This window comes from Sedimentibacter sp. (genome assembly GCF_038562225.1).
Lineage (GTDB): Bacteria > Bacillota > Clostridia > Tissierellales > Sedimentibacteraceae > Sedimentibacter.
This window is the reverse complement of sequence record NZ_JBCFAS010000004.1, coordinates 74481-99868: the sequence shown is the minus strand read 5'-3', so window position 1 is coordinate 99868 and position 25388 is coordinate 74481. Positions and strand designations below refer to the sequence as shown.

At 42.1% G+C, this 25388-nt stretch carries 26 protein-coding genes and 1 riboswitch; of the genes, 19 read left to right on the top strand and 7 right to left on the bottom strand.

The features are described from left to right. The first annotated feature begins 195 nt into the window (after nucleotides 1–195). From AAGU76_RS15390 to AAGU76_RS15380, 3 genes are read left to right on the top strand one after another with little or no spacing between them, the layout of a single operon-like run. Nucleotides 196–582, top strand: coding sequence for a GntR family transcriptional regulator (locus AAGU76_RS15390; protein WP_342486413.1), 387 nt, complete (start codon nucleotides 196–198; stop codon nucleotides 580–582). Next, nucleotides 575–1471, top strand: coding sequence for an ATP-binding cassette domain-containing protein (locus AAGU76_RS15385; RefSeq protein ID WP_342486412.1), 897 nt, complete (start codon nucleotides 575–577; stop codon nucleotides 1469–1471). Before AAGU76_RS15390 ends, AAGU76_RS15385 begins: the two co-directional genes overlap by 8 nt. Next, complete coding sequence (locus AAGU76_RS15380; protein ID WP_342486411.1) at nucleotides 1452–3200, top strand: hypothetical protein; 1749 nt, start codon at nucleotides 1452–1454, stop codon at nucleotides 3198–3200. The genes AAGU76_RS15385 and AAGU76_RS15380 overlap by 20 nt, the downstream gene beginning before the upstream one ends. 172 nt (nucleotides 3201–3372) lie before the next feature. Here the strand turns inward: AAGU76_RS15380 and AAGU76_RS15375 are convergent, their stop codons facing one another. The 3 genes from AAGU76_RS15375 to AAGU76_RS15365 all read right to left on the bottom strand — a co-directional run bounded on the left by AAGU76_RS15375 (nucleotide 3373) and on the right by AAGU76_RS15365 (nucleotide 6252). After that, nucleotides 3373–4017 (bottom strand): hypothetical protein, encoded by a 645-nt coding sequence (locus tag AAGU76_RS15375; protein WP_342486410.1) that lies wholly within the window; start codon nucleotides 4015–4017, stop codon nucleotides 3373–3375. A 32-nt stretch (nucleotides 4018–4049) separates the two neighbouring features. After that, nucleotides 4050–4979, bottom strand: coding sequence for a hypothetical protein (locus tag AAGU76_RS15370; protein WP_342486409.1), 930 nt, complete (start codon nucleotides 4977–4979; stop codon nucleotides 4050–4052). 217 nt (nucleotides 4980–5196) lie between these two features. Further along, nucleotides 5197–6252, bottom strand: coding sequence for an S-layer homology domain-containing protein (locus tag AAGU76_RS15365; RefSeq protein WP_342486408.1), 1056 nt, complete (start codon nucleotides 6250–6252; stop codon nucleotides 5197–5199). 187 nt (nucleotides 6253–6439) lie between these two features. On the opposite strand from AAGU76_RS15365, the gene tadA reads away from it, so the two are divergent. The 3 genes from tadA to AAGU76_RS15350 are packed head-to-tail and all read left to right on the top strand — an operon-like array spanning nucleotide 6440 to nucleotide 8220. Next, complete coding sequence (tadA, locus tag AAGU76_RS15360) at nucleotides 6440–6895, top strand: tRNA adenosine(34) deaminase TadA (RefSeq protein WP_342486407.1); 456 nt, start codon at nucleotides 6440–6442, stop codon at nucleotides 6893–6895. 12 nt (nucleotides 6896–6907) lie between these two features. Continuing rightward, nucleotides 6908–8005 (top strand): alanine/ornithine racemase family PLP-dependent enzyme, encoded by a 1098-nt coding sequence (locus tag AAGU76_RS15355; RefSeq protein WP_342486406.1) that lies wholly within the window; start codon nucleotides 6908–6910, stop codon nucleotides 8003–8005. 26 nt (nucleotides 8006–8031) lie between these two features. Next, on the top strand, nucleotides 8032–8220 hold the full coding sequence (locus tag AAGU76_RS15350) for a 4-oxalocrotonate tautomerase (RefSeq protein WP_342486405.1): 189 nt from the start codon (nucleotides 8032–8034) through the stop codon (nucleotides 8218–8220). A 49-nt stretch (nucleotides 8221–8269) separates the two neighbouring features. On the opposite strand, the gene AAGU76_RS15345 is transcribed toward AAGU76_RS15350, so the two are convergent. Beyond that, complete coding sequence (locus tag AAGU76_RS15345) at nucleotides 8270–8611, bottom strand: hypothetical protein (protein WP_342486404.1); 342 nt, start codon at nucleotides 8609–8611, stop codon at nucleotides 8270–8272. Nucleotide 8612: 1 nt separating this feature from the next. After that, nucleotides 8613–9827: a DUF1576 domain-containing protein gene (locus tag AAGU76_RS15340; protein ID WP_342486403.1), complete on the bottom strand. Its 1215-nt coding sequence runs from the start codon at nucleotides 9825–9827 to the stop codon at nucleotides 8613–8615. Nucleotides 9828–10121: 294 nt separating this feature from the next. Between AAGU76_RS15340 and AAGU76_RS15335 the strand changes: the two genes are divergently transcribed. From AAGU76_RS15335 to AAGU76_RS15290, 10 genes are all read left to right on the top strand, one after another. Continuing rightward, on the top strand, nucleotides 10122–10877 hold the full coding sequence (locus AAGU76_RS15335) for an exodeoxyribonuclease III (protein ID WP_342486402.1): 756 nt from the start codon (nucleotides 10122–10124) through the stop codon (nucleotides 10875–10877). Between the two features lie 107 nt (nucleotides 10878–10984). Beyond that, a riboswitch (purine riboswitch) is annotated at nucleotides 10985–11085 on the top strand. Between the two features lie 151 nt (nucleotides 11086–11236). After that, on the top strand, nucleotides 11237–12427 hold the full coding sequence (locus tag AAGU76_RS15330) for a BMP family ABC transporter substrate-binding protein (protein ID WP_342486401.1): 1191 nt from the start codon (nucleotides 11237–11239) through the stop codon (nucleotides 12425–12427). Nucleotides 12428–12547: 120 nt separating this feature from the next. Continuing rightward, complete coding sequence (locus tag AAGU76_RS15325; RefSeq protein WP_342486400.1) at nucleotides 12548–14083, top strand: ABC transporter ATP-binding protein; 1536 nt, start codon at nucleotides 12548–12550, stop codon at nucleotides 14081–14083. Continuing rightward, complete coding sequence (locus tag AAGU76_RS15320) at nucleotides 14076–15173, top strand: ABC transporter permease (protein ID WP_342486399.1); 1098 nt, start codon at nucleotides 14076–14078, stop codon at nucleotides 15171–15173. The genes AAGU76_RS15325 and AAGU76_RS15320 overlap by 8 nt, the downstream gene beginning before the upstream one ends. After that, complete coding sequence (locus tag AAGU76_RS15315; RefSeq protein ID WP_342486398.1) at nucleotides 15170–16126, top strand: ABC transporter permease; 957 nt, start codon at nucleotides 15170–15172, stop codon at nucleotides 16124–16126. Before AAGU76_RS15320 ends, AAGU76_RS15315 begins: the two co-directional genes overlap by 4 nt. A gap of 165 nt (nucleotides 16127–16291) precedes the next feature. After that, nucleotides 16292–17113, top strand: coding sequence for an RMD1 family protein (locus AAGU76_RS15310; RefSeq protein WP_342486397.1), 822 nt, complete (start codon nucleotides 16292–16294; stop codon nucleotides 17111–17113). Between the two features lie 9 nt (nucleotides 17114–17122). Continuing rightward, nucleotides 17123–17932 (top strand): RMD1 family protein, encoded by an 810-nt coding sequence (locus AAGU76_RS15305; RefSeq protein ID WP_342486396.1) that lies wholly within the window; start codon nucleotides 17123–17125, stop codon nucleotides 17930–17932. A 79-nt stretch (nucleotides 17933–18011) separates the two neighbouring features. Next, on the top strand, nucleotides 18012–19577 hold the full coding sequence (locus AAGU76_RS15300) for a peptidoglycan DD-metalloendopeptidase family protein (RefSeq protein ID WP_342486395.1): 1566 nt from the start codon (nucleotides 18012–18014) through the stop codon (nucleotides 19575–19577). 71 nt (nucleotides 19578–19648) lie between these two features. After that, entirely contained in the window at nucleotides 19649–20080 is a 432-nt protein-coding gene (locus tag AAGU76_RS15295; protein ID WP_342486394.1) for an NfeD family protein, read from the top strand. 13 nt (nucleotides 20081–20093) lie between these two features. Continuing rightward, nucleotides 20094–21014 carry an SPFH domain-containing protein gene (locus tag AAGU76_RS15290; RefSeq protein WP_342486393.1) on the top strand — a complete coding sequence of 307 codons (921 nt, stop codon included), beginning with the start codon at nucleotides 20094–20096 and terminating at the stop codon, nucleotides 21012–21014. 46 nt (nucleotides 21015–21060) lie between these two features. On the opposite strand, the gene AAGU76_RS15285 is transcribed toward AAGU76_RS15290, so the two are convergent. Continuing rightward, the gene (locus tag AAGU76_RS15285; RefSeq protein WP_342486392.1) at nucleotides 21061–21639 is read right to left on the bottom strand and encodes a DUF5317 family protein; all 579 of its coding nucleotides are present in this window, start codon (nucleotides 21637–21639) and stop codon (nucleotides 21061–21063) included. 383 nt (nucleotides 21640–22022) lie between these two features. Here AAGU76_RS15285 and AAGU76_RS15280 point away from each other — a divergent pair, with 383 nt between their 5' ends. From AAGU76_RS15280 to AAGU76_RS15270, 3 genes are read left to right on the top strand one after another with little or no spacing between them, the layout of a single operon-like run. Further along, nucleotides 22023–23357, top strand: coding sequence for a hemolysin family protein (locus AAGU76_RS15280; protein ID WP_342486391.1), 1335 nt, complete (start codon nucleotides 22023–22025; stop codon nucleotides 23355–23357). A gap of 51 nt (nucleotides 23358–23408) precedes the next feature. Further along, nucleotides 23409–24026: a site-2 protease family protein gene (locus tag AAGU76_RS15275; RefSeq protein WP_342486390.1), complete on the top strand. Its 618-nt coding sequence runs from the start codon at nucleotides 23409–23411 to the stop codon at nucleotides 24024–24026. 10 nt (nucleotides 24027–24036) lie between these two features. Further along, nucleotides 24037–24609 carry a 5-formyltetrahydrofolate cyclo-ligase gene (locus AAGU76_RS15270; RefSeq protein ID WP_342486389.1) on the top strand — a complete coding sequence of 191 codons (573 nt, stop codon included), beginning with the start codon at nucleotides 24037–24039 and terminating at the stop codon, nucleotides 24607–24609. Nucleotides 24610–24664: 55 nt separating this feature from the next. Here AAGU76_RS15270 and AAGU76_RS15265 read toward each other — a convergent pair whose 3' ends face one another. Further along, nucleotides 24665–25387 (bottom strand): ComF family protein, encoded by a 723-nt coding sequence (locus AAGU76_RS15265; RefSeq protein ID WP_342486388.1) that lies wholly within the window; start codon nucleotides 25385–25387, stop codon nucleotides 24665–24667. Nucleotide 25388: the final 1 nt, after the last annotated feature.

Below are 25388 nucleotides of genomic sequence, written 5' to 3'. Positions count from 1 at the left end.
AAAGAATGAAGAATGAATAATTAAGAATTGATGTGGGACTTGTGCGAGGCACAAGTCCTTCTTTTAATTCTTCATTCTTAACTCGTAATTTTTAATTTCATTAAATTTACCAGTTGACACATACTGTACTAGCATATATAATACAGTTACTGTACCATGTGTACTAATACAGTTGGTATGAAAGGGAGGTGTGCGATGATAAAAATAGACAACAACAGTTCAAAAGCCATATATGAACAAATTTATGACGAAATGAAAAGACTCATACTGTCAAGGGCGCTGAAGCCTGACGACAAGCTGCCATCCGTAAGGGAGCTTGCAGCAATGATAAAAATCAATCCGAATACCATCCAAAAGGCGTATAAAAGCCTGGAGGAAGACAATTATATTTATACGGTAAAAGGAAAGGGAAACTTTGTAAAAGATGCGGAAGAGCTAAGGAGTGTGCACATAAAAGACATGGAAGAGAAGCTGAACAACACCATTAAATCATTGAAGAAGCTTGGGCTGGAGGATAATGAAGTGCTGGCTATGGTCAGAAGCATATTGAATGAATACACACAGGGAGGGAATTATGCTTAGGGTAGAAGATTTAAGCAAGAAATTCGGAGATTTTCAAGTACTTAAGAATATCAGCATAAATGCGGCAGCCGGGCAGATTTACGGGCTCGTGGGATCAAACGGCTGCGGCAAGACTACGCTGCTGAAGCATATAATGGCCATCTTCAGCCAGGATGAAGGGAATATTTACTACGACGACGAAAGGGTTACGGAAGATTCCGAAAGGATCAAGGATTTTTACTTCGTGCAGGACAGCTTGTTTTTTCCGTATCAGTTCACTCTCAATAAGATGTTTGCCTATGAAAATCTCATGTACACCAGCATTTCCCGGGAAAAGTTCGAGAAGCTGGTGAAATATTTCAACATAGATGCGGACAAAAACCTGAACAAGATGTCTAAAGGCCAGAAAAAGCAGGCAGCCTTTGTAATGGCAATTGCAGCACAGCCTAAGGTTCTTCTGCTTGATGAAATAGTTGACGGCTTAGATGCAGTCATCAAAAGGAAGTTTTGGGACATTCTCATACAGGAGGTCATGGACAATGAAATGACTGTAATAATTTCATCCCACGACCTTAAGGAACTTGACAACATCTGTGACAGGGTGGGCATCATGCATGAAGGAAAAATCCTGAAGGAAGAAAACCTTGAAAAGATGAAGGAAGATATAAAGAGAGTACAGTTTGCGGTCGAAGGGAATTTTGATCCTTCCGCATACAAGGATTTCAATATCATCAAACATGTTAAAATCGGAAGCATCAACATATGCATTATGACAGGAGATGCAGCAGAATTTGAAAAGAAGCTTGGAAGAGACTACAGACTGCTTCTTTTTGACAGGCTGTCCATGAGTCTGGAAGAAATATTCATAACAGAATTAGGAGGTGCCGGATATGGATCAGAAGAAAAATAAGACATTTGTGCCGTTGCTAATGAATTTGCTCAAATCAAAGAAAGGCTGGTTCCTTCTTTCAACGGTGATAATTTTCGTGACTACCCTGCTTATACCGTATATTTTGAAGGTGGATCAGGAGTTTTTCATAATATTCGGAATTGTTGAGCTTTTCATTTTAGTATTCTTAAACTGCCTCATTGATAACAATTTTCTTCACAATGAGTCTAAACTGGCATATTACAAGTCAAAGCCTGTGTCAATCGGGGAACAGATGACTGTAAACATAGCAACCAACGCTATATTCACAGTATTTTTGCTGGTGCTGATACTTCTGTCCGTGGTGTTCCAGGGGCTGGAGATAGAAATACTGGACATTTTCAAGATTATAGTGCCGTGGCTGGCCGCAGGAATACTGCTTGCATCGCTTTCATCCATACTTGCCGGCAACACCATGATGGCAGGTGCCATGACAATATTCAACTTCTGCCTGCCTCTGATAATTTACCTTATAATAAATTTCGTATTCACCATTCTGGAGGGAATGGTCGCCGGATTCAGCGCCAAAGTGCTGATGGAATACTTTGTGAACAGGTTCTACAGGATTGATTACATCTATTTCGTTACCTACACGGATAATCCTATGGACTACGTGTACTTCCTGCTTCTCGGAGTCATATTGATAGGCATAACGCTTCTGATATTCAGGTTCCTGAAAAGAAGAAAAAATGAAAATACCGGAAATTTCATAGTGTTTGACGGGTACAAATACTTTGTGTCAGTGCTTGCAAGCCTTATATTACCGGCATTCTATGTGGTTTCATCCTCTAACAGCAACATTGCCGGCAAGATTCTGGTTTCGGTTCTCATGGCTATGCTTTCCTACTACATCATAGTCGCAGTCATGGAGAAATCATTCAGGATATCAAGACTGTCTCTCAAGGTGGCTGCAGCCAGCATGGCGGCGTTTGTGGTCCTGACAGGCGCCACTGTTGCCTTTGCCGGTCAGTACAAGGACTTTGTTCCGGATCCTGCTCACGTTAAGATGGCTTATGTGGGAAACAATTCATGGGTTTTCGACTTCATGGACGAACTTGATGATGACACCTTTAATTCCAGGGACGAATTTCTGAAGTGGCAGAAGGAACGAGGACTGGTGTTATTTACGGAGAAAGAAACCATAGAAGACATCACCCAGCTTCACAGGGAGCTAATATCCAACAGATACTACAAGTATGAGTACTATTACCTGAGCAACATGGTAATTTCCTACATGATGGATGACGGCAGCATAATAGTGAGGGACTACAAAGTCAGCTCCGAAGGTGAACAGCCCCAGAATGACAACAAAAACGAGCTTGCTTATGAAATCCTGAGCTCTTCCGAAATGATCAGGAACAAGTACTACTACCTCTTTGACGAGGAAAACTACAACTCATCAACTGTGAGCTGCTTTGTAAACCGATACGGAAATGACGGAACCATTGTTAATAATGTAAACTTCGATGAAGTGAGACCTTACCTGATAAAGGATATTGAAAACAGGCACAGGTCTGTTCTCGAAAAAGACAGGGCCTTTGAAAACCTGGGAATTTACTACTACGACTTCGCTTATGAGAAGGAATATTCAGGCGAATACTATCTTCAGATTACAGACACCAGAATAACCGGGGAAAATGTGAACAACAGCATAGACAACCTGAATCTGGCGGGATTTAAAAACACATTGAACTACCTGGGATTAGAATAACCAGTAAATCCTTTAAAATTGTTTAATACACTTAATATGCATAAAATTAATATAATAGTTTTTATATGGACCAATAGTTTTGTCCATTATATTTAAACATATATAGTAACTCGATTTTGATGTGTTAATCGCAACCGGAAATTCGGGTTACTTTTTTATTAATTTATAATATCTATTCTGCCGATGGGCATGTAACACTAATAATATCAAGCTTATCATTAGAAAATAATAGTGTTATAGCAATAGATGGAGGCAAACTATCTTTGTACTTTATCAGGTCAAGATTAGTATAATTTATTGGAATAAAGATAGCTTTTGTGAACATAGAATTTGAACTATTGAGACCGGTGTATCTGCTGGTTATATTTAATATGTTATTGGTAATTTCAGAGTTATCAGTTAAATCTATAACCTCAAAGTCAGGATATCTATCAGTTATAGATTTTAAATCATCACCAACCATAATATCTTTAATTGGATATTTATTGCTTGTAATATCATATGATATTGCAAGTCCACTTTCTGAATTTTCTTCATGAGTAATATAAGAAATTCTAATATCATCATATGTATAAGTTTCATGCATTCTTTTGCTGTCAGGCGAATTTGTCCCTATATTTTCATACTTATAGTCATTAAAGTCTGTGAACATTTTAACTATTTCAAATTTCCTATCAAACAAAATAAGTTTATTGTTTATTAACAAATCATCTAATGTTATTGTTTTATCATTTTTATAATAATCTATTTCTAGTACATTAATAAAAAATACTATAATAATTAAGGTCATGAAAATTAGTGTTTTTTTATTTTTCATTATAGACTCCATTTTACTACACTGCAGATGACTTAATCAGCAGTCCATATGTTGTTTAGGTATATATATTTTGGATTTGTTTTCAATTCCGGTTTCAGTTTATATACTTCTTCAATATCATTATATATCAACCGTACATGACTAACTTCTCCGCCGTTCACGGTGTAAATATACATATCTGCCTGCTTTCCTTCACAATATCCGGTTGATTTTAGAACCATCATGTCACTGGATTCAATAATCTTCTTACTTGTTTTAACCATGTTTTTATTTATAAAATGTGCTGTTGCCCTGAGCCTCACTGCATTATCCCACAAATAGAACAGAGCAGCTTCAGAACTTTTTTCATCCGTATTTGTAAACATGTAATCCGTGTTTGTGGCTAAAGCTGTATTCAGCATTACATCCATGGCATTATTGAATTCTATTGACAATTCATCTGTGACAGGCAACAGTGACTGTGCCGAGCTTAATAAAAAAGGAGATTCGTAATATGCATCTTTGTACTTTATGGTTCCATCGTCATAAATTAAAATTTCATTGTCGGTTTCCTTGAAATTATAGCGGAGGGTATAATAAAACCTGTAATCGTTATGTATTTTGGTGCTGATGATGTTTTTAGGTATAATTACATTCTTCTCCAAATATATGCCATTCAATATCAGTACGTTCAATTTGGATTTTTCTTTTAAATTTATTGATCTGCCGCTGTAATTTTCCAAAATAATACTGTCTGCATCTTCAGAATGCATCCAGTCAAAGGTATCCTGTACCAATGATATTTCTGATAGCGTAGCTTCTGAGAAATTATCGTTAATTTTCTTTGCCCTTAGGTCCTGGTACTTGCTTTCTGAATCTGCGATTTTGGCTTTTAAGTCACTATTTTCGAAATAGAACTTTAGCGAAATCCCTAAAGTAATAATCAATAGAATAATACAGAACAGCTTTTGTTTTTCCCTCATAAAAGATATCCCCCATTCTCTTCTACTATTGTTACTTATATTATATACCTTAACCCAATAAATGTAAAAGTTGTAAGATAAATTTTTTAAAACCCTTATATTTTCATTGACAAAAAAAGAAGCATGCCGTAAACATGCCTTAGCTGCTTCTTTTTTAAAGGAAATAAGTCGTAAACTGTAATTTCTTCTTAAATTCTTAACTATTAATTATTAATTGCTATATATTTATGTTGCTTCCCAGCTTCTGTATGAGCACAACGGAGGGAAGATTTGTTTTGGCAATGGATATGTTGTCGTTCAGGACGATTTTCACGGGATTGTTCTGGTCCTTGACTATTATGTTTCTCGCCTTAACATCTGTAAGCTGCACGGAATTAACCTTGCTTGCCGTTATGACGATATCTCCCAGCACCACCACGTTCTTGATGTACACATTTCCTGTTCCCACCGAATCCAGGATGTTCAGGTTTCCAACAACAACAGCCCCATAGTAGGATTCGTTGTAGTTGGTTATGTTGAAACCTCTTTCAATGTTTTCATTCTCAACTATTTCATAAATTATCTTCACGGCTTCAGCCCTTGTAAGAGCCTTGGAAGGCATGTACACTCCTGTAGGGTAACCAAGGATGTAGCCCTTGTTGTACACGGCGTTGACGCTTGATTTGGCCCAGTCCTGAATCGTGCTGTAGTCCTTCAGAAGCGTTGCACCTTCTCCGTCTATGTCACCCGTTGTCATGGCGCTGGCCACAACCTTTGCCACTTCCTCGCGCTTTATGGGGTTGTTGGGTCTGAAGGTGTTGTTCTCATAGCCTGAAAAGAAGCCTGAAGCCACTGATTTTTGTATTTCATTGTAGAACCAGTCGCTGCTCTTGACATCTGAAAAACCTATGTCTGATTTGTTCTCAATGTGCAGGGCACTGTTTAACAGCTTCGAGAACTCGGCCCTGGTAATTGTCCTGTCCGGCTTGAAGGTCCCATCTTCATAGCCTGATACAAAACCAAGCTTTACTGCTGATGTTATCCAATTTTTAGCCCAGTGACCGTCGATATCAGAAAATGAAGAGGTACTTGTGGTCACTGCAGCGGTTTTTACTTCACCTGCTGCAGTTTCTGCTGAAGACTCCGCACCGGTACCTTCAGTGGTAACGGCCTCTGTTGGAATACCGGTATCCGTTATGGCATCAAGAACTCCTGCCCATGCGGGAGCCTTCATATTTATTGCTATAGTCATGCAAAGTCCGAAGACTGATATTTTCTTTATTATGTTTTTCAAAGCGTCCTCCTTGAATGTCTTTTTTAATTAGACTCAGGAAAAAAGAAAATTGTTCCATAAACCATCCTTTTTCTTAGTTCATTATAGTTTTTTTAAAGGTAAAAGTAAACAGGCAATAATTAGTTATGTATTGACTTATGGTTATAAGGTAAACTATAATTAATTATAATAAAATACAGGAATGATAATGGACGAAACATTTATGAGGGAAGCCCTTAAGGAGGCTTTAAAGGCTTACGAGATCAACGAGGTACCCATAGGGGCCGTCATAGTGAGAAACGGTGAAGTCGTAGGCAGAGGATTCAACCAAAAGGAAACATTGAAGGATGCAACTCTTCATGCTGAAGTGACGGCAATCAGGGATGCCTGCAGGAATCTGGGAGGATGGCGACTGCCCGGATGCACCATGTACGTTACCCTGGAGCCCTGTGCCATGTGTGCAGGTGCCCTGGTAAACGCCAGGGTAGAAAGGCTGGTCATAGGAACAAGGGATCTGAAAACAGGTGCCTGCGGCTCCGTGATGAACATAGTCCAGATGGATAATCTAAACCATCAGGTGGAAGTGGAATTCGGAGTTTTGGAGGAAGAATGCACCTCACTGATAAAGGATTTTTTTCTTAATCTTAGGAAATATAAAAAATAAAATGGGGGAATTATGGAAAGATACCCGGTGCTAGAAGTTGATTTGAAAAAACTTCGATCGAATACTGAAATCGTTACAAGCCTGTGCAGCCAATACGGCATTAAGGTTGCCGGAGTAGTCAAAGGCTTCGGAGGAATTGCGGAAGCTTCCCGCGAAATGGTTCGGGGAGGATGCGTGCAGCTTGGAAGCTCAAGGATTGAGCAGCTTAAATCCCTGAAGGAATATGGGATTGAAGTTCCCATGATGCTGGTTAGGATACCCATGGCCAGTGAAATTCAGGAGGTTGTAAGGTACAGCGACATGACACTGGTTTCCGAAAAAGCCACCCTGATTGCTCTTGATAAGGAAGCAAGAAAGCAGGACAAAAAGTACGGGGTGGTTATCATGTACGATCTTGGGGACCTTCGGGAAGGAGTGTTCACAAGGGGGGAGCTTAATGAGCTCTGCGGGTTTGTTGAGCACGAACTTCACGGCCTGGTTTTGGAGGGCATAGGAACAAACCTCAGCTGCTACGGTTCTGTTGCTCCCACCAACAAAAACCTTACCGAATTGTCTCAGGCAGCAGCTGAAGTTGAGGAAATGCTGGGCAGAAGTCTGAACATCATTTCAGGAGGGGCAACAACCACCCTTCCGCTGTTGGTCAAAGGACAGGTTCCGAAAAAAATAAACCATCTGAGAATCGGTGAAGGTATAGTAAACACCCAGGATCTGCCCCTTTACTGGAACACTGACATAAAAGGCCTTGATGCTGACACGTTTGTGCTGAAGGCGCAGATAATTGAGTTAAACCAAAAACCAACTCACCCCATAGGGGAGCTTATGGTCAACGCCTTTGGAGAACACGCTCACTACGAGGACAGGGGAATCAGAAGAAGGGCAATAGTTGCCCTGGGGAACCAGGATGTTGGCGATTCCTCCAAGCTGATTCCAAAGGACAAGGGAATAAAGGTGCTCGGAGCCAGCAGCGATCACACGATTCTGGATATTCAGGACAGCAGCGTGGAATACAAGCTTGGAGATACCGTTGAATTCAACGTTTTATATCAGGCCATGCTGTTCACATCGCTGTCAGGTTATGTACATAAGAAAATAATCAACGATCAACAATAAAATTATAATGTCATAAGGAGGCAACCATGCCAATAATTCAGGTAGAAATGTTAAAAGGAAGAACTGTGGAGCAAAAAAGAGCTCTGGCAGAAAAAGTTACCCAGGCTGTTGTTGAAACAGCAAACTGCCCAAGGGAAGCCGTTAAGATCATCATAAGGGAAATGGAGTTTGAAAACTACGCTCAGGGCGGAGTTTTGAAGTGCGACGATAAATAAAGATGAAAACCGGCAGAAAATCTGCCGGTTTTGATATTTATAGGAGTGCTTATTTTTTTCTGACCATTTTTATCTTAAGCGAGGGACAGTTGTATTCAATCTTCACCTCGTCCACCATCATGCCGATCAGGTTGATTTCCTCACCCTGCACATCGTTGCTTCCAAGCTGCCAGTAAACTTCCTCAACCTCTTTCTGCCTTTCGGAGCTCAGCAGCTTGTTCAGGTCGTTGGCGGTCTTGTTTGAACACTTTATTTCCGCTGCCTCAAAGGTCATTATATATTTGTCGGGCAGGTCTTCTATGCTCATGTCCAGTTTTTTTGCCGAGTGGCTCAGGTAAAAATCAATAATCACGTCTGCTATTCTTGTGACTTTCTGTATTTCGTACTTCATGTCAGTCTCCTTTCTTCAATGCTTCCAGTACCGGAAACATGAGGGAAGCCACGATGCCTCCTGAAAATCCGTTGTTGTACAAATTTATGCCGCCGTGAATTATTCCTACATTCATTACCACTGAAAGGTGCAGGAAGCCTGCGGCTGCTCCTGCAAAAAATCCATATCTTCCTGCAATGGGTGCCAGGGTTGTTCCGAAAAGCCCCGCGATTATCACAGAGGTTGAGCTAAGGTCCCATATTTTTAGCATACCGGCTACAAAAATCCCTGTCAAAATGGGAATTGTGTTTTTCGGATGTTTTCCAAATGCAGCAAATCCAGCAACCGTCAGGACGCTTCCAAACACAGGTCCGTTGAATGTTCCGCCCAGGATTACAACGAACATCATGGATATGAAACCCATGATTCCCATGTTCACAAATGTAAGCGAGTAGCCGTCCAGCTGTGTAAAATCAGTTACCAGCCTGCCTGAATGCTTAAGTATGCCCGAGTATCCCTTAAAGCTTTTTCCGTTCTTGACAAATCCCAAAACAATTAAAAAAAGGAAAAATATCACAAGGACAGCCTGAAGCTCTGCTTCATAGTCAGAAGATAAAATCTGCTGCTGGGATATGTTTATATCAAAGCTTCTCAACAGGGAGTTTATGATGGTCCCTATGAGGCCTGCGGTAAAACCTATGTTATAGAGATTGTAGCCGTCGTGAAGCTTATTCATGTTGGCTGCCAGCGGAACTGCCACAAAACCGCAGAACATGCCAATTGAAATCCCTAAAGGAACACTGATGTCGTAAGAAAGGCTGAGACCGAAGGTCACTTCAGTCACAATAGGTGCCAATGCAGTGGAAAACATCATGACTATGAGGACGTTTTTGAATTCTGTTTTCTGGTACTTTGCGTACAGAAGGCCACCCAGGTATATGGGCCAGACATTGAATACATTTTTGCCGAAGAAGGAGAAACCCGTTATGGTCAAGAGACCGGCCAAAACAGGGCCTGTTATTTTAACCTTCAGTCTATGAATGATGTAAATGTTGGCATAAGCCAGAACAGCAGCATTAAGAAATGCTGCGCCTATTCCGCCCACTGCAAGGTAGTCCGTAAGCAGTATGTCCTTTGAAATTACAATACTGTACAAACCTTTTGCAATGCTTGAGGGCGCATCAAAAATAAAAGCAAAAACAATTAAAACTGTTGGGAAAAACAACAATATCTTCATGAGATCCGTCTGCTGAAAAGCCGGTTTCGAATCTTTTTTTCCTGATTCACGGTGCAATAAAACAACAACCCCTTTCATTTTTGAGATAATATGATTAGTGAAGCATCGCTTCAAACGGTACGATACATGGAGACTATGGCATTAGCCTTTGTTTCATTAGCAGTATTTATTATAACATGCTTTGACGTTTTATACCATTTATTTTAAATAGACGGTTGAAAATATGTATATTCGTGTTATATTATAATAAAAACATAAAAAAATAAAGTGATTCAATTACAAAAAGGAGAACGTATGAAATTAGTGTCATGGAATGTGAACGGGCTGAGGGCCTGTGTGAATAAAGGGTTCATGGATGCGTTTAGGCAGTTGGATGCCGATATTTTCTGCATCCAGGAGACGAAACTTCAGGCCGGACAAATCGAACTTGATACGGAAGGTTACCTGGGTTACTGGAACTATGCCGAAAAGAAAGGATATTCCGGGACAGCTGTATTTTCAAAAATAGAACCCCTTAGTGTTTCTTACGGATTAGGCATAGAGGAGCACGATAAGGAAGGAAGAGTCATAACACTGGAGTTTGACAGGTTTTATCTTGTTAATGTATACACACCAAATTCCAAAAGGCAGCTTGAGAGGCTTGACTACAGAATGAAGTGGGAGGATGATTTCAGAAGCTACCTCAAGAAGCTGAATGAAACCAAGACAGTAATAATGTGCGGAGATTTGAATGTTGCCCACAAGGAAATTGACCTTAAAAATCCAAAGACAAACAGAAAGAATGCAGGATTTACGGACGAGGAAAGGCAAAAGATGACCGAACTCACTCAGGCCGGATTTACGGATTCATTCAGATATTTCTATCCTGACAGGGAGGAAGCCTATTCCTGGTGGTCAAACTTTGCAAATTCAAGGGAAAGAAACATCGGATGGAGAATAGATTACTTCATTGTCTCTGAGTCATTTGAAGAAGAACTGGAGGATGCATTCATCTGGTCGGAAATCTTCGGCAGCGACCACTGCCCGGTTGGACTTGCCATCAGGGATTAAATACGAAATATATCAATAAATTTAAGTAAATATTAACCAATAATACGAAAATTATTTACAAATATGCTATTGCTTATTCCTGTTTTATAAGGTATAATACAGTAGTCAATTGAATTGAATACAGCATCAATATAATATGGATGATATGGATCCTAGTTTCTACCAAACAGCCGTAAATTGTTTGACTATTGAGTGGTTTATTTTATTATAACGATGCGGATAGATTACCTATTCGCATTTTTGTTTAATGATGCTGAATTCTACATTAGCGACACCTTTGGCGAAATTTAACGAATTATGCGAAAAGCGAAGCTTTTTCTCATATAAAAAAGGTTTAAAAAATTTAATGGAGGATACTAATGAAAAAATTTATCAGCATCATTTTAACACTTTTAATGACATTATCTCTTTTCACTGCATGTACATCCAAGCAGCCTGCAGCTGAACAACCGGCAGCAGAAAAACCTGCAGCTGAACAGCCTGCTAAGGAAGAACCAAAGACAGAAGGATTGTTTCCTGCAATTGCTAAGGAAGACATAAAAATAGGAGTTATCCACATCGGAAATCCTGCAGACGGTTCAGGCTACACATTTGCTCATGACCAGGGAATAGTAGGAATGCAGAAGTCCCTGGGATTAAGCGACAGCCAGATAATCCGCAAGAACAACGTAAATGACACAGACCCTACAGCAACTGAAACAGCAATTCTCGAATGCATCGAGGAAGGCGCAAACATAATATTCGGAACCAGCTGGGGATACATGGACACAATGGAAGCTTTGGCAGAAGAATATCCTGACGTAATATTCTCACACGGAACAGGGTACAAGAGCAACGGAAGCAACCTGAACAACTACTTTGGAAGAATCTATCAAGCAAGATACCTTTCAGGAATCGCAGCAGGTCTTAAGACAAAATCCAACCTGATCGGTTATGTTGCAGCCATGGGACAGGAAAACTCAGAGGTAACCGGAGGCATCAACGCTTTTGCAATGGGCGTGTACTCTGTTAACCCGGATGCCAAAGTATATGTAAAAGTAACAAACAGCTGGTATTCACCTGAAGAAGAAACAAATGCAGCAAAGGCACTTCTTGCTGAAGGCTGTGACGTAATAGCACAGCACTGCGATACCCCTAACCCGCAGCTTGAGGCTGAAAAGGCCGGTGCATTCGGTATAGGATACAACTCAGACATGTCAAAGGACGCTCCGAAGGCAACTCTTACATCTGCAGTTTGGAACTGGTCAGCATACTATACATGGGCTGTTGAGAAGGTTATCAACGGAACATGGAAAGGCGAAAACTACTTCGGCGGAATGGCTGAAGGACTGGTTGACATATCTCCTTTAAACGAGTCAATAGTAGCAGACGGCACTGCTGATGCAATCGAAGCTGCAAGAGCAAGCATACTTGATGGAAGCTTCAACGTATTCGACGGTGTTATAGAAACAAACGACGGCAAGACTGTGGGAGAAGAAGGAAAGACTTTGGATGATGCAGCAATCACCGGAGGAATCAACTGGTACTTCAAGACTGTAACAGTAAAATAGCAAAAAGTCTGAAATATACAATAAGGGGTTATTAAACCCCTTATTGTTATTAGTACAAGGAACTGGCAGGTGGAACCTGCCATGTTCTCATTAATAAAAAGAAACAAGATAGGAGCTAGTATGTCAAAATCAAACGAAACAAGATATGCGATTGAGCTTCAGGGAATTTCAAAAACCTTTGGAAGCGTGGTTGCAAACAACAACATTAACCTAACAATCAAATATGGCGAAATTCTTGCTTTGCTCGGTGAAAACGGCTCAGGAAAGACAACTTTGATGAATATGCTTTCCGGCATTTACTATCCGGATGCCGGTACCATATCCGTGGCAGGACAGGAAGTTGCCATAAGTTCACCGACCGAAGCAATTGATTTTGGAATCGGTATGATACATCAGCATTTCAAACTGGTCGAAGTTTTAAGCGCCATGGATAACATAGTGCTGGGAACAAAGGAAAGGTACATGAAGCCGAAGCTGCTGAAGGAAAAAATACAAAACATCTGCAGCAAATTCGGACTTGAAATCGACCCGGAAAAAAAGGTGTACAACATGTCTGTCAGTGAAAAGCAGACCGTTGAAATCCTGAAGGTGCTTTACAGGGGTGCAAAGATACTGATACTGGACGAGCCTACCGCCGTGCTTACTCCGCAGGAAATAGAAAAGCTTTTTGTAATCCTGAGAAAGATGAAGGAGCAGGGAAGTGCAATCATTATAATAACCCACAAGCTAAACGAGGTTATGGAAATAAGCGACAGGGTGGCCATACTGAGAAAGGGAGAGCTCATAGACACTGTCAACACAAAGGAAACCAATGAAAACAAGCTTACCGAACTAATGGTTGGAAGGCCTGTGAGCCTGAAAATTGACAGGCCTGAAGTAGAACACAAGCACACGGTTCTCAAGGCCGTGGATTTGTCGGTTGTAAATGATGACGGAACATATGCCTTAAGGGGAGTGAACTTCAAGCTGAAAAGCGGAGAGATCCTGGGTGTGGCCGGAATAGCAGGCAGCGGACAAAAAGAGCTCTGCGAAGCAATAGCAGGTCTTTTGAAAGTCAAGGAAGGGGCAGTGCTCTGCAACAAGGAAAATATAATCGGGAAATCTCCCGATGAGATAATAAATCTTGGCATTAGCATGAGCTTTGTGCCTGAGGACCGTCTCGGCATGGGACTTGTGAGCTCCATGGGAATGGTGGAGAACATGATGCTCAAATCCTACAGAAAGAACAAGGGATTCTTCACGGACAGGAAGCCTTCAAAAAAACTTGCTGAAGAACTGAAAAAGAAGCTGGAAATTGTTACGCCCAGCGTTGAAACTCCTGTAAGAATGATGTCGGGAGGAAACGTGCAGAAGGTTCTTCTGGGAAGGGAGATAGACTCCAATCCGAATGTGCTCATTACGGCATACCCTGTTAGGGGTCTTGACATAAACTCTTCCTACGTGATTTACGACCTTCTTAATGAGCAGAAGAAAAAGGGAGTTGCCATATTGTTCATTGGCGAGGACCTGGACGTGCTGCTGGAGATATCAGACAGGATAATGGTTCTGTGCCATGGGGAAGTAAAGGGAATAGTGGATGCCAAGGAAACAACCAAGGAAGATATAGGACTTATGATGACAGGAAGAACCATGGGAGGTGTTGATTCTGATGAGTGAGAAACTGAATAAAGCAAAAGAACCCCTGGTTCGTATAGTGAAATCAAAGGAGCGCTCAAAGCGGGAGATAATGAGGCTGAGGATTATTGCCTTTGCCATGGCTCTTCTGGCAGGAGGGCTGTTCATAGTCATACTGGGCCACAGTCCGCTGGAGCTGTACGGAACAATAATATCCGGGGCTTTCAGAAGCAAGATGGCAGTCCAGGCTACGGTGAAGTTCATGATACCTCTTTTGATATCATCCCTTGGGGTTACGCTGGCATTCAAGATGCGTTTCTGGAACATAGGAGCCGAGGGACAGATAATCGTAGGGGCCATTTGCTCATCATACTTCGCGCTGTTTCACAGCGACTGGCCTCATGCACTGCTGCTCTTGGTAATGTTCATGGCAGGCTTTGCAGGAGGAGGTCTGTGGGGATTGATACCTGCATATTTCAAATCAAGATTTGAAACAAATGAAACTCTTTTCACGCTGATGCTTAACTACATTGCACTGCATATTATTTCCTTCCTGCGTGACGGCCCTTGGAAGGATCCGGGTTCATCAGGTTTCCCGAAAATAGCAAGATTTGTAGCCAACTCTCAGATAGACAAGGTTTTTGGCGTTCAGTTCGGATGGATAGTAGGACTTTTGCTGGTTGTGGTGGTATATGTCTACCTCAGCTACACAAAACACGGCTATGAAATAAGTGTTGTTGGAGAGAGCCAGGCAACAGCCAGATATGCAGGCATGAACGTCAAAAAGATCATACTGCGTACAATGATACTCAGCGGAGGCATCTGCGGCATAACAGGCGTAATACAGTCAGCAGGTTCTGACATGACTCTTGCTTCTTCTGTGGCAGGAGGAGTCGGCTTTACGGCAATCATAGTGGCATGGCTTGCAAATCTTAACCCAATAAGCATTCTGTGGGTATCGTTCCTGTTCAGCGTTCTAGAAAAGGGAAGCAGCGTCATGCAGTCAACCTACGGTATTTCAACCTATTCGGCAGATGTATTGCAGGGAATAATATTGTTTTTCATTTTGGGATGTGAATTTTACATCCGATATAAATTTGTATTCAGAGGCAAGGGAGGTGGCCATCAATGAACATGTTCATAAATTTTCTGATTGCTGCAGTATTTGCAGGAACACCGCTGCTTTTCGGAACCGTGGGCGAGATAATAAGTGAGAAATCCGGACACCTGAACCTTGGCGTTGAGGGTATGATGGCCATGGGGGCTTGTGCAGGTTTCATGGCAGGCTACTTCAGCAACAATTTTCTTGTAGCATTGATTGCAGCCTTTGCTGCCGGAATGCTGGGTGCACTCATATATGCGATTCTCACTGTGACATTTATGGCTGACCAGAATGTTACAGGTCTCACACTGACCATATTCGGCACTGGTCTCTCTAATTTCGTGGGAGAATACATGCTTGTAAATACCAGCACAAGTTCTCTTAAGCTTCCGGAAGGCATCACTGCACAAATAAGCAACGTAAGCATTCCGGTCTTAAGCGACATCCCTGTTTTGGGCAAGCTTTTGTTCCAGTACAACCCCTTTGTGTATCTGGCGCTGGCGGTGGCTATAGCCTGCAGCATCTACCTTAACCACACAAAGGCAGGCCTTAATTTAAGGGCAATAGGAGAAAATCCTGCAGCTGCCGATGCAGCAGGAATAAAGGTTGCAAAACTGAAGTATCTTAACGTGCTGCTGGGCGGAGGAATCTGCGGTATTGGTGGTGCCTATGCATCCATGATCATCTGCGGCGGAGTGTGGATGAGCAACAGCGTCAACGGAATGGGATGGATTTCGGTGGCCTTGGTTATATTTGCATCATGGAGCCCCACTAAAGCCATTTTCGGTTCCTATATATTCGGAGCATTCAACATCCTGAAGTACTACTTCCCTAAAACGTGGATAACTATACCAAGTGCATTTTACGACATGCTGCCATTCTTCATAACGGCACTGGTGCTGGTAATAACATCAATAAGAAAATCCAAGGAAAACAGGCAGCCTGCAAGCTGCGGCGTAAACTACTTCAGGGAAGAAAGGTAAATAATTATAAAGCATACAGACCGGTTCGCCGGTCTTTTATATTGCTAAATTAAGGATATTGATTTACAATAGAGGTAACAACAATATAATCTGTTATAGTTGACGGCAAATGTGGGTATACATAATGTAAACACTTTTATCTTAAAGAGAGCGGTGAGTGAGTCTATGAATTTAGAATTTAAAACCTATGCAGTAACTAATGAAATTGATCTTAACAAGATTGCGGTTGAATGCGGCATCAAGAAAAAGTACACATGGGAGGAGCCGCTTATTCTTCAGGAAGGAATACTTGAGACAATTCTCAAAGAGCAGGCCAGGGAAGGCGAAAAGGTTCTTGTGTTTTCATTCGGCAGCATCGTGTTCATCAACTCCGATGCCCGTCACACTGAGATATTCATGAAGTACCTGAAAAATGTCAAGCCTGACATAGACATCGAGCACTACAACACGTTCAAGGATGATTACAACCTGCACCTGGTGGAAGGGGAAGAAATCGAGTTTACAGACAGCTTTGTGCAGATACCAAACATGGAGCTTTTTTATCCGGAGCTTATTTCCATTGTTATCGCCAAATCAGTGGCTCTGGAAAGAATAGAGGAGAAGCTTGGGAAAATTCTTGACAACATTGAAAGCAAAATCGATAACCTTGAGAAAGGGAAGCTTAACATCGGCAACAAGGAACTGGCAAGCACAACCTCAAAAATTGTAAGACACGAATACAACACAATAGCTTATATAATGATTCTCGACAAGCCGGACATAACCTGGGTCAACAGCGAGGCAGCCCATTTTTATGAGCGGATGTCCGAGTTCTTCGAACTGAACGACCGTTATGAGGTAATCAAGAGCAAGACAGAAATTCTGAAAAGCATAGTGGATGGACTTTCCTCCATCAGCCACTCCATGAGAGGTCTGTTCATGGAATGGATTGTGGTGATACTGATTGTTATTGAAGTTGTGCTCATGATTCTCGATTTGTTCAAATAGAGGTGTGCCATGGAAAGAATAAATTTCTACACATATAAGGCTGCAGGGAAGCTTCCGCTGGGTCAGCTGGCCGCACACTTCAACATAAGGCAGGATGCCGGATGGAAGGAATTCATAAAAATAGATGGCAACGAAATAGAAAAGATATTGAAGTACGCTTCCGAAAATAAGGCGGTGTACCTGTTTAGATACGGAGTTATAACGTTTTTGAACTTTGACCTCAACGAGTACTACACGTTTCTTGACTACCTGAACAAGCTTTTTGTGGAACTGGATAAAAAAATGCCGGCACAGTACCATGAAATGCACACCATAACCGTGAACGAGGACGGGTACGCACTTTTGTGGGAAGATGCAGAGGAATGGTTCAGGTACAGCAGGACGGTGGATGACATCGTAGCGTGCATACTGGCAAAGTCAACGGAGCTTTACATGATAGAAAGCGAGCTTAATGCTGCCCTTGACGAGGCAGAAAATTTCATCGCCCTTCTTAACAGGGGCAGGCTCAGGGCAAACACGAAAAAGGTTGCTTCAACAATTGCCAAGTGTCTTAGATACAAGTATATGACCGTTGAAAGTGCCAGAATCCTCGATAGGCCTTCAGAGTTTGTCACCATGGAATCCAGGCAGATTTTTGATGCGTTCAGCAATTTTTTCGAGCTGGGAGAAAGGTATTCGGTTTTGACAAACCGCACCAACATACTGGACTCCATAACCGGAGAATACTTCGACTTCAGATACAACAAGTCAGAAATGAGGCTTTTGTTTTTTGAAGTGCTTCTTTTAAGCATGTTTCCGCTCATGCACCTCATATCGTGACAAATAGAATAAAAACCGGTATCTTAAATATAATGTATAAAAGCTCCTTAAAAATAAAAACTAAGAAAAAGGAGGCATTATGAAAAAGATTACATTGATTTTGCTGCTATCTGTTCTGCTGGCTGCAGGGTGCAGATATTCCATATCAAGCATAACTCAAATCGAAGCCGTCAACACAATGAATGGTGAAAAAACGGTCATATCCAAAGACAGCGATGATGCAAAGCAAGTGATTGACGCTTTGAACAAAATAGATAAGGTTGACAGGGACACTTCAAAAATGTTTCCCTACCAGATAAATGTGGTAACATCAAGGGGAGATGACTTCTACACCCTTTATTTTGATACCGAAAATAAGGCAGCCTATGTTCAAAAGGGCGAAAAGGTGTACAAAGTAAGGGATAAGGAGGCAAGGTCCTTGTTTTTGAATCAGATTTTTTCTTATGTATATGTTGATGATACCATTTACGACGCCGGCCTAAAGGTAAACGGCGAGGAAAAGGTTGCGGAAATAAGGTATGACTGGACATACAAGGACATCGACGGTCACTATGTCAAGAAGGAAGGGCTGCTTCAAACTTCCGATGAAAGAGAAAAAGCAGTCAGTCTAGCAGACGGGGACGTGGTGGAGCTGTGGCTGGAGGAAAAGCCGGACAGTCAGGTAACTAGGATTTATAAGGACGGAACCCTGGTGGCTGCAGGAAACAGCATAAATGACGTATTGGCAAAGGCAGTTTCTGACGGCGAATATTATGTGGAATGCCAGTCCCAGTGGCTCATGAAAACAGGATCGGAAAGTTTCGGAAGCCAGACAGTCAGTTTTTTTGCTCAGGTGGATCGACCGGTGGGATTGTCTGTGGTAACGAAGGAAAATTACCCGGGCAATATTCTTCTTTTGTACATAGACAACCTGAATGAAGGAGAGACAGTTGACATCAGTACGAAGGCCGTAAAGACAGGCACAGAGACGTATGTTTACAAGGACAGAACCATCTGCATATTACCCATCGATATTAATGCATCAGCCCAGGATTATGATATTACGGCTGTAATAAACAAGGGTAAAAACAACGAATACACGGTGGGAGGAAAGTTCACGGTAAAAGGCAAGAGCTTCAAGACACAGTACCTTACCGTATCGGAAGAGATGAATCAGACAAACAACGACAATGCAGCCATCCTTGAATTTGCGGAGCTTGTGAAGCCTGCCAGAAGCGTGTCATCAAATGAAAAGCTGTGGGAAGGAACGTTTTTGATGCCTGTTGCAGGTGAGCTTACAACTGACTTTGCCGAAATCAGATATGTGAACAACGAAATGTCATCCTCCAGGCATTCAGGTCTGGATCTGGCGGCAGACAAGGGTACGCCTGTTGCTGCTCCTAACAGCGGCATAGTGGTTTTTGCCATGGAAGGGCTTCTTTCACCGGGCAATACCGTGGTTATAGACCACGGGATGGGATTATTCACATCCTACTACCATCTGGACACCATTGAAGTAGAGAAAGGACAGAAAGTAGTTAAGGGAGATATCATAGGGACAGTGGGAACAACGGGATTCTCCACAGGACCGCACCTTCATTACGCTGTGAGCATTTACAACACTTATGTAAATCCTTATCAGACCCTAAGCGGCATAATTGATTAATTGAGCTGAAAAATGTTTACCTGAATCTAAAAGTGGTATATAATTAATATGGTGCCATAAAGGAGGATATTATGGAATATATAGGATGGGCATGGCTTTTGACAATGGCCGCATGTGTCATTATAGAAGCCCTAACGCTTGGTCTCACGACCATATGGTTTGCAGCCGGTGCTCTTGCAGCATGGCTGATTCACTTTACGGGAGTAGGAATAGAAGTGCAGGTGGTTGTTTTTCTCGCAGTATCCCTTTTAACCCTGTTCCTGACAAGACCGGTGGCAGTGAAACACCTTAAGGTCGGAAAGATAAAGACCAATGCAGAGAGCCTCATAGGTGAGCACGTGAAGGTTGAATCCGAGATAAACAACATTAACAACGAGGGAACCGTCAAGGCAAGAGGTCAGGTATGGTCTGCAAAAAGCCAGGACGGAGATATAATCCAAAAGGATGAAATTGTTGTTGTAAAGGACATCGTCGGAGTAAAACTCATAGTGAAAAGAAAATAAATGGAGGTAAAGGATGGAATATTTAGGTTTTATATTTTTACTGTTTGTTGTGATAGTAGTTATCGCTACAAGCATCAGAATAGTTCCGCAGGCCAATGCATATGTTATAGAGCGCTTGGGAGCATATCAATCAACATGGGGCGTGGGAATTCACATAAAGATGCCTCTCATAGACAAGGTAGCGAAGAAAATCACGCTGAAGGAACAGGTTTTTGATTTTCCGCCGCAGCCTGTTATAACAAAGGATAATGTAACAATGCAGATAGACACGGTAATATTTTTCCAGGTTACTGACCCCAAGCTGTATACTTATGGTGTTGTAAATCCCATAATGGCAATTGAAAACCTGTCGGCTACAACGCTTCGTAACATCATAGGTGACTTGGAGCTGGATCAGACGCTCACTTCAAGAGAAATCATAAACACCAAGATGAGGGTTGTGCTGGATGAGGCAACGGACCCATGGGGAATAAAAATAAACAGGGTTGAGCTGAAGAACATAATTCCGCCGAAAGAAATCCAGAATGCCATGGAAAAACAAATGAAGGCAGAAAGAGAAAAGAGGGAATCAATCCTCAAGGCAGAAGGCGAAAAAAATGCAGCAATTCTTGTGGCAGAAGGCAAGAAGGAATCTGCCATTCTTGAAGCAGAGGGCCAGAAGCAGTCTGCAATTTTAAGGGCAGAGGCCAAGAAGGAAGCTACAATCAGAGAAGCCGAAGGTGAGGCAGAAGCAATTCTTAACGTTCAAAAGGCAACAGCGGAAGGTATAAAGATGATAAGAGAGGCTGCTCCATCTAAGGAAGTACTGACTCTTCGAAGCTTCGAATCCTTCGAAAAGGCCGCTAACGGACAGGCAACGAAGATAATTATACCTTCGGAAGTTCAGTCCCTGGCAGGACTTGCATCCGCACTGAAGGAAACCATAAAGGATTAATAGACAACAAACAAAAAACGCGCCCGAGGGCGCGTTAATTTTATACCTAACGCAGTATGTTCTTGGAAAATGTGATTCTGCTTCTGTTTTGTATGAACTTATCCGATATTATGGCCTGTACTGCCAGTGTTACACCGACAGCTGCAACCAGGTCTCCGATGCTCACAAGAGAAAGACTTCCTATGGGAATTATGTTTCCCAGAAAACTAAGACGCGCACCTTCGGCAGCTGTGAAGAAAACCACCTTTCCCCCCAGAAGAAGCTCATAAATCTCCGCTCCGTATATTTTTGCTGCAGCATCGGCAGCCAGGGGAAACTTAAATCCGTTTGCAAGAAATACAACCAGGTTCAGTGCAAGTCCCGCAAGGGGAACAAACATGAATTTCATGTTTATGTTCAAAAGCAGAAATACCAGCGTCAAAACAAATGAAGCAAGCAGAAATCCTGCATACAAAAATGAACTGTAGTCGTAAAGTCCCAGATTCATTATTATTATACCCAGGTAAAACAAAGCGGAAGCATAAATGAGCGGCCGGCCGCTAAAGTTAACGTATGCCAGTCGGGATATCCTTCCTCTTCTTGCTATACCAATCAAAACACCTAAAATCAATGCTTCAAAAAACATTTTTCCCTCCAAGGTATGTATACAATAATTCTACAATATATATCCGATTATATCAACTTTTATTTGAACAAAATTGCAGGATGTATTGAAACTGCATATAATAAATGAATTGACTGGCTATAATATATATGATATTATTTTTCACATAATAGGCAGATTCTACATAATAGCGGAGTTGCGGAGCAACTTTTTAATATAATAAGAAAGTTCTCTTTCTTATTATATTAAAAACGAGGATTGCAAAGGACGGGACGTCCTTGCCGTCAAGGGGGGTGCTCAGCAAAAATGCGAAAGCAGTTTTGCGCCGAAGGGGGACATAGGTCCCCATAGCGGAGTTGCGGAGCAACTTTTTAATATTTGTTACATTATAGGAGGTTATCAATTTGTTTGAGGAAGGCTCGGTTTTGGGTCCGTTGTTTTTACAGGTCATATTGATTTTTGTAAATGCTGTTTTTGCTTCGGCAGAAATTGCAGTTATTTCCATGAATGACAACAGAATGGCAAAAATGGCAGCAGAAGGGGATAAACGAGCCATCAGGCTCAGCATACTCACTTTGCAGCCCTCACAGTTTCTGTCCATAATTCAGGTGGGAATTACGCTTGCCGGATTCTTTGGAAGTGCTTTCGCTGCTGATAACTTTGCAAGCAGGCTGACCGGATTTTTGATAGGCACAGGAGTGGGCATTCCTGCTTCTACCTTGAATACAATATCGGTCATTGTAATAACATTGATATTGTCATATTTCACCCTTGTGTTCGGAGAACTGGTGCCAAAGAGGGTTGCCATGAACAATGCGGAAAAGATGGCCCTGTTCATGTCAGGACTGCTGTACTTCATATCTAAGGTGTTTAAACCGCTGGTCTGGCTGCTTACGGCTTCTACAAACGGAGTGCTGAGGCTGTTGGGCATAGATCCCAATGCAGGAGATGAGGAAGTTACAGAGGAAGACATCAGGATGATGGTGGATGTGGGAAGCGAAAAGGGCTCCATCAACATCAGTGAAAAGGAAATGATTCAAAACATATTCGAGTTTGACAACAAGACGGCAGAAGAAGTAATGACTCACAGGACAGAGGTCAATATTCTGTGGCTTGATGAAGACGATGAGGAGTGGGAGCAGAAGATAATCGAGAGCAGACACTCCAGGTACCCGGTCTGTGACGGAAGCGCCGACAACGTGCTGGGAGTTTTGAACGTTAAGGATTATTTCAGGCTTAAGGACAAATCCAGACAAAATGTCATGGACAAGGCCATAAAGCCGGCATACTATGTTCCGGAAACAGTGAGAACCGACGTAATGTTTCAGAACATGAAAAAAACAAGAAACCATTTTGCTGTTGTGTTTGACGAGTACGGCGGAATGAGCGGAATAATAACCATGGATGATCTGATAGAGCAGATTGTGGGCAGCTTTGACGACGACTACCTGCCGCCGGAAGAGCCAACCATTGAAAAGATAGATGAGGATACCTGGAAAATAAAGGGATCTGCATATCTTGACCACGTATCAAGGGAGCTTGGAATAAGTCTTCCCGATGAAGATTTTGACACCTTTGGCGGGCTTGTTTTCGGAGTGCTGGGCATAATACCGGAGGATGGAAGCACACTTGAGCTTGAAGAATACGGTCTTCTCATCAAAATAACGGAAATAAAGGGCAGAAGGCTTGAAACTGCCATTGTGTACAAGAATCAAGACACAGCGGATTATGTGGATTAATACAGAAAAATTTAAGCTAAGTCTTGTATTATTATAATACAAGGAGGAATTATGAGCTATTTGATAAATAAATTGTTGGTGCTGCCCGGCATTCTGCTGGGAATTTCAATACATGAATTTTCTCACGGCTATGCGGCAGTCAAAATGGGGGATGACACTCCCTTAATGCAGGGGAGACTTACGTTAAACCCGTTGAAGCATCTGGACCCAATGGGATTCATGTGTTTGCTTCTTTTCGGCTTCGGCTGGGCCAAGCCGGTTATGATAAACTCAAGAAACTTCAAAAATCCACGGAGAGATGATGCCATAGTGTCTATTGCAGGACCGCTGGCTAACTTTTTGACCGCATTTTTGTTTGTGCTGCTGCTCAAGGCTGCCGACATGTTTCTTCCATATTCCCAGCTTGGGCAGATAATCTGGGAAGTGCTCCAGAACACGGTTGTGATAAATCTGGTTTTGATGATATTCAACCTTATACCGCTGCCGCCCCTAGACGGACACCACATTCTGGGAAGCTTGGGAGGAGCAAGGGTATGGAACTTCTACTACAGGTATTACGACCACCTGAGGTTTGCAATGCTTCTTCTGATAGTTTTTAACGGCGTGAGCCTGATAATAAGCCCCATCATCAGCGTTGTTTACAATATGTTGATTACTCTGGTGTTCTAGGAAGGTTTCTATGGAAGAAAAAAATGAACTTAGAAAGAAAATACTTGCGTTAAGAAATTCCATGGACAAGGATGAAGCAGAGGAAAAAAGCTCCATCATCATGGAAAAACTTACGCAGACAGAAGAATACAACCAAAGCAGGGTTGTCTTTGTTTACATGGACTTCAACAACGAAGTTAAAACCATGCCTCTCATTGAAAGGATGCTGTCGGAGAAAAAGAAGGTTGTGATACCTTACACAGACACGGTGAACACTGTCATCATTCCGTCGGAGCTTAAGAGCACGGATGATGATCTTGTTCTCAGCAAATTCGGTTACCTGGAGCCTGTTCTTGAAAAAATAAGGCCGGTAGAACCGGAGGAGTTCGATTTGGTCGTTGTGCCCGGCGTGGTGTTTGACAGGAAGTTAAACCGCATCGGCTTCGGAAAGGGGTATTACGACAGGATACTGGCAAAGCTCAAAAAATCTGCAAAGGCTTTGGCCGTTGCCTATGACTTCCAGGTTCTTGATGAAGTCCCAAGCGAAGACTATGATGTGAAGATGGATATGATAATTACGGAAAAGAACATATACACCAATTAATAATTAAGAGTTAAGAATTAAATGTAAAAATCAGGCTTTGCCTGATTTTTATTTTTTACCTTGCTATGGTTATTACATATACCTTATCTGCGCCGCCCTGTTTCAGAACCTTTGAACATTCGTCAGCGGTGGAGCCTGTGGTGAATACGTCATCCACCAGAAGAACAGTCTTCTCTTTGAGCAAATCAGCCATTTTTTCGTTTTTAAGAGAAAAGGCGTCTTCCATGTTTGCTCTTCTTTCTTCCCGTGACATTTCGCTTTGCTTAGGAGTTTTTCTGATCCTTCTGAGCACCTCAGCCATGGGGATTGAAAAATCTCTTGAAATGTATGAGGCCACGAGTTTGGACTGGTTGAAGCCTCTCTTTCTCATTTTAGAGCGGTGCAGGGGAACCGGCACAATCAGGTCGAAGTCTGTGTAGCAAATGCTTTTCATGTAGCCGGCAAGGCTTTTTCCAAAAAATTTGTAGAAGTACGGCTTGTTATGGTACTTGAACATGTATATGCCTTTCTTTATCAAACCTTCATAGCAAAAGGGGGACCTGCACATTTCAAAGTTCCAGCTGCTCAAGCGGCAGTCGGTGCACAGTCCTGCCGGTGAGTCCGGTTCCACCGGCTTCGAGCACCTGAGGCACACGGGCGGAACGATTCTTCTCACATTCTTTTCGCAGTCAGCACATATGTATCGGTCCTGTATTTCTTCATCGTAAGTGCCGCAGAAGAAACACGTGTTCTTTTCGGGATACAAAATTTCAAGCAGTGACTCGAAATATGATTTCATT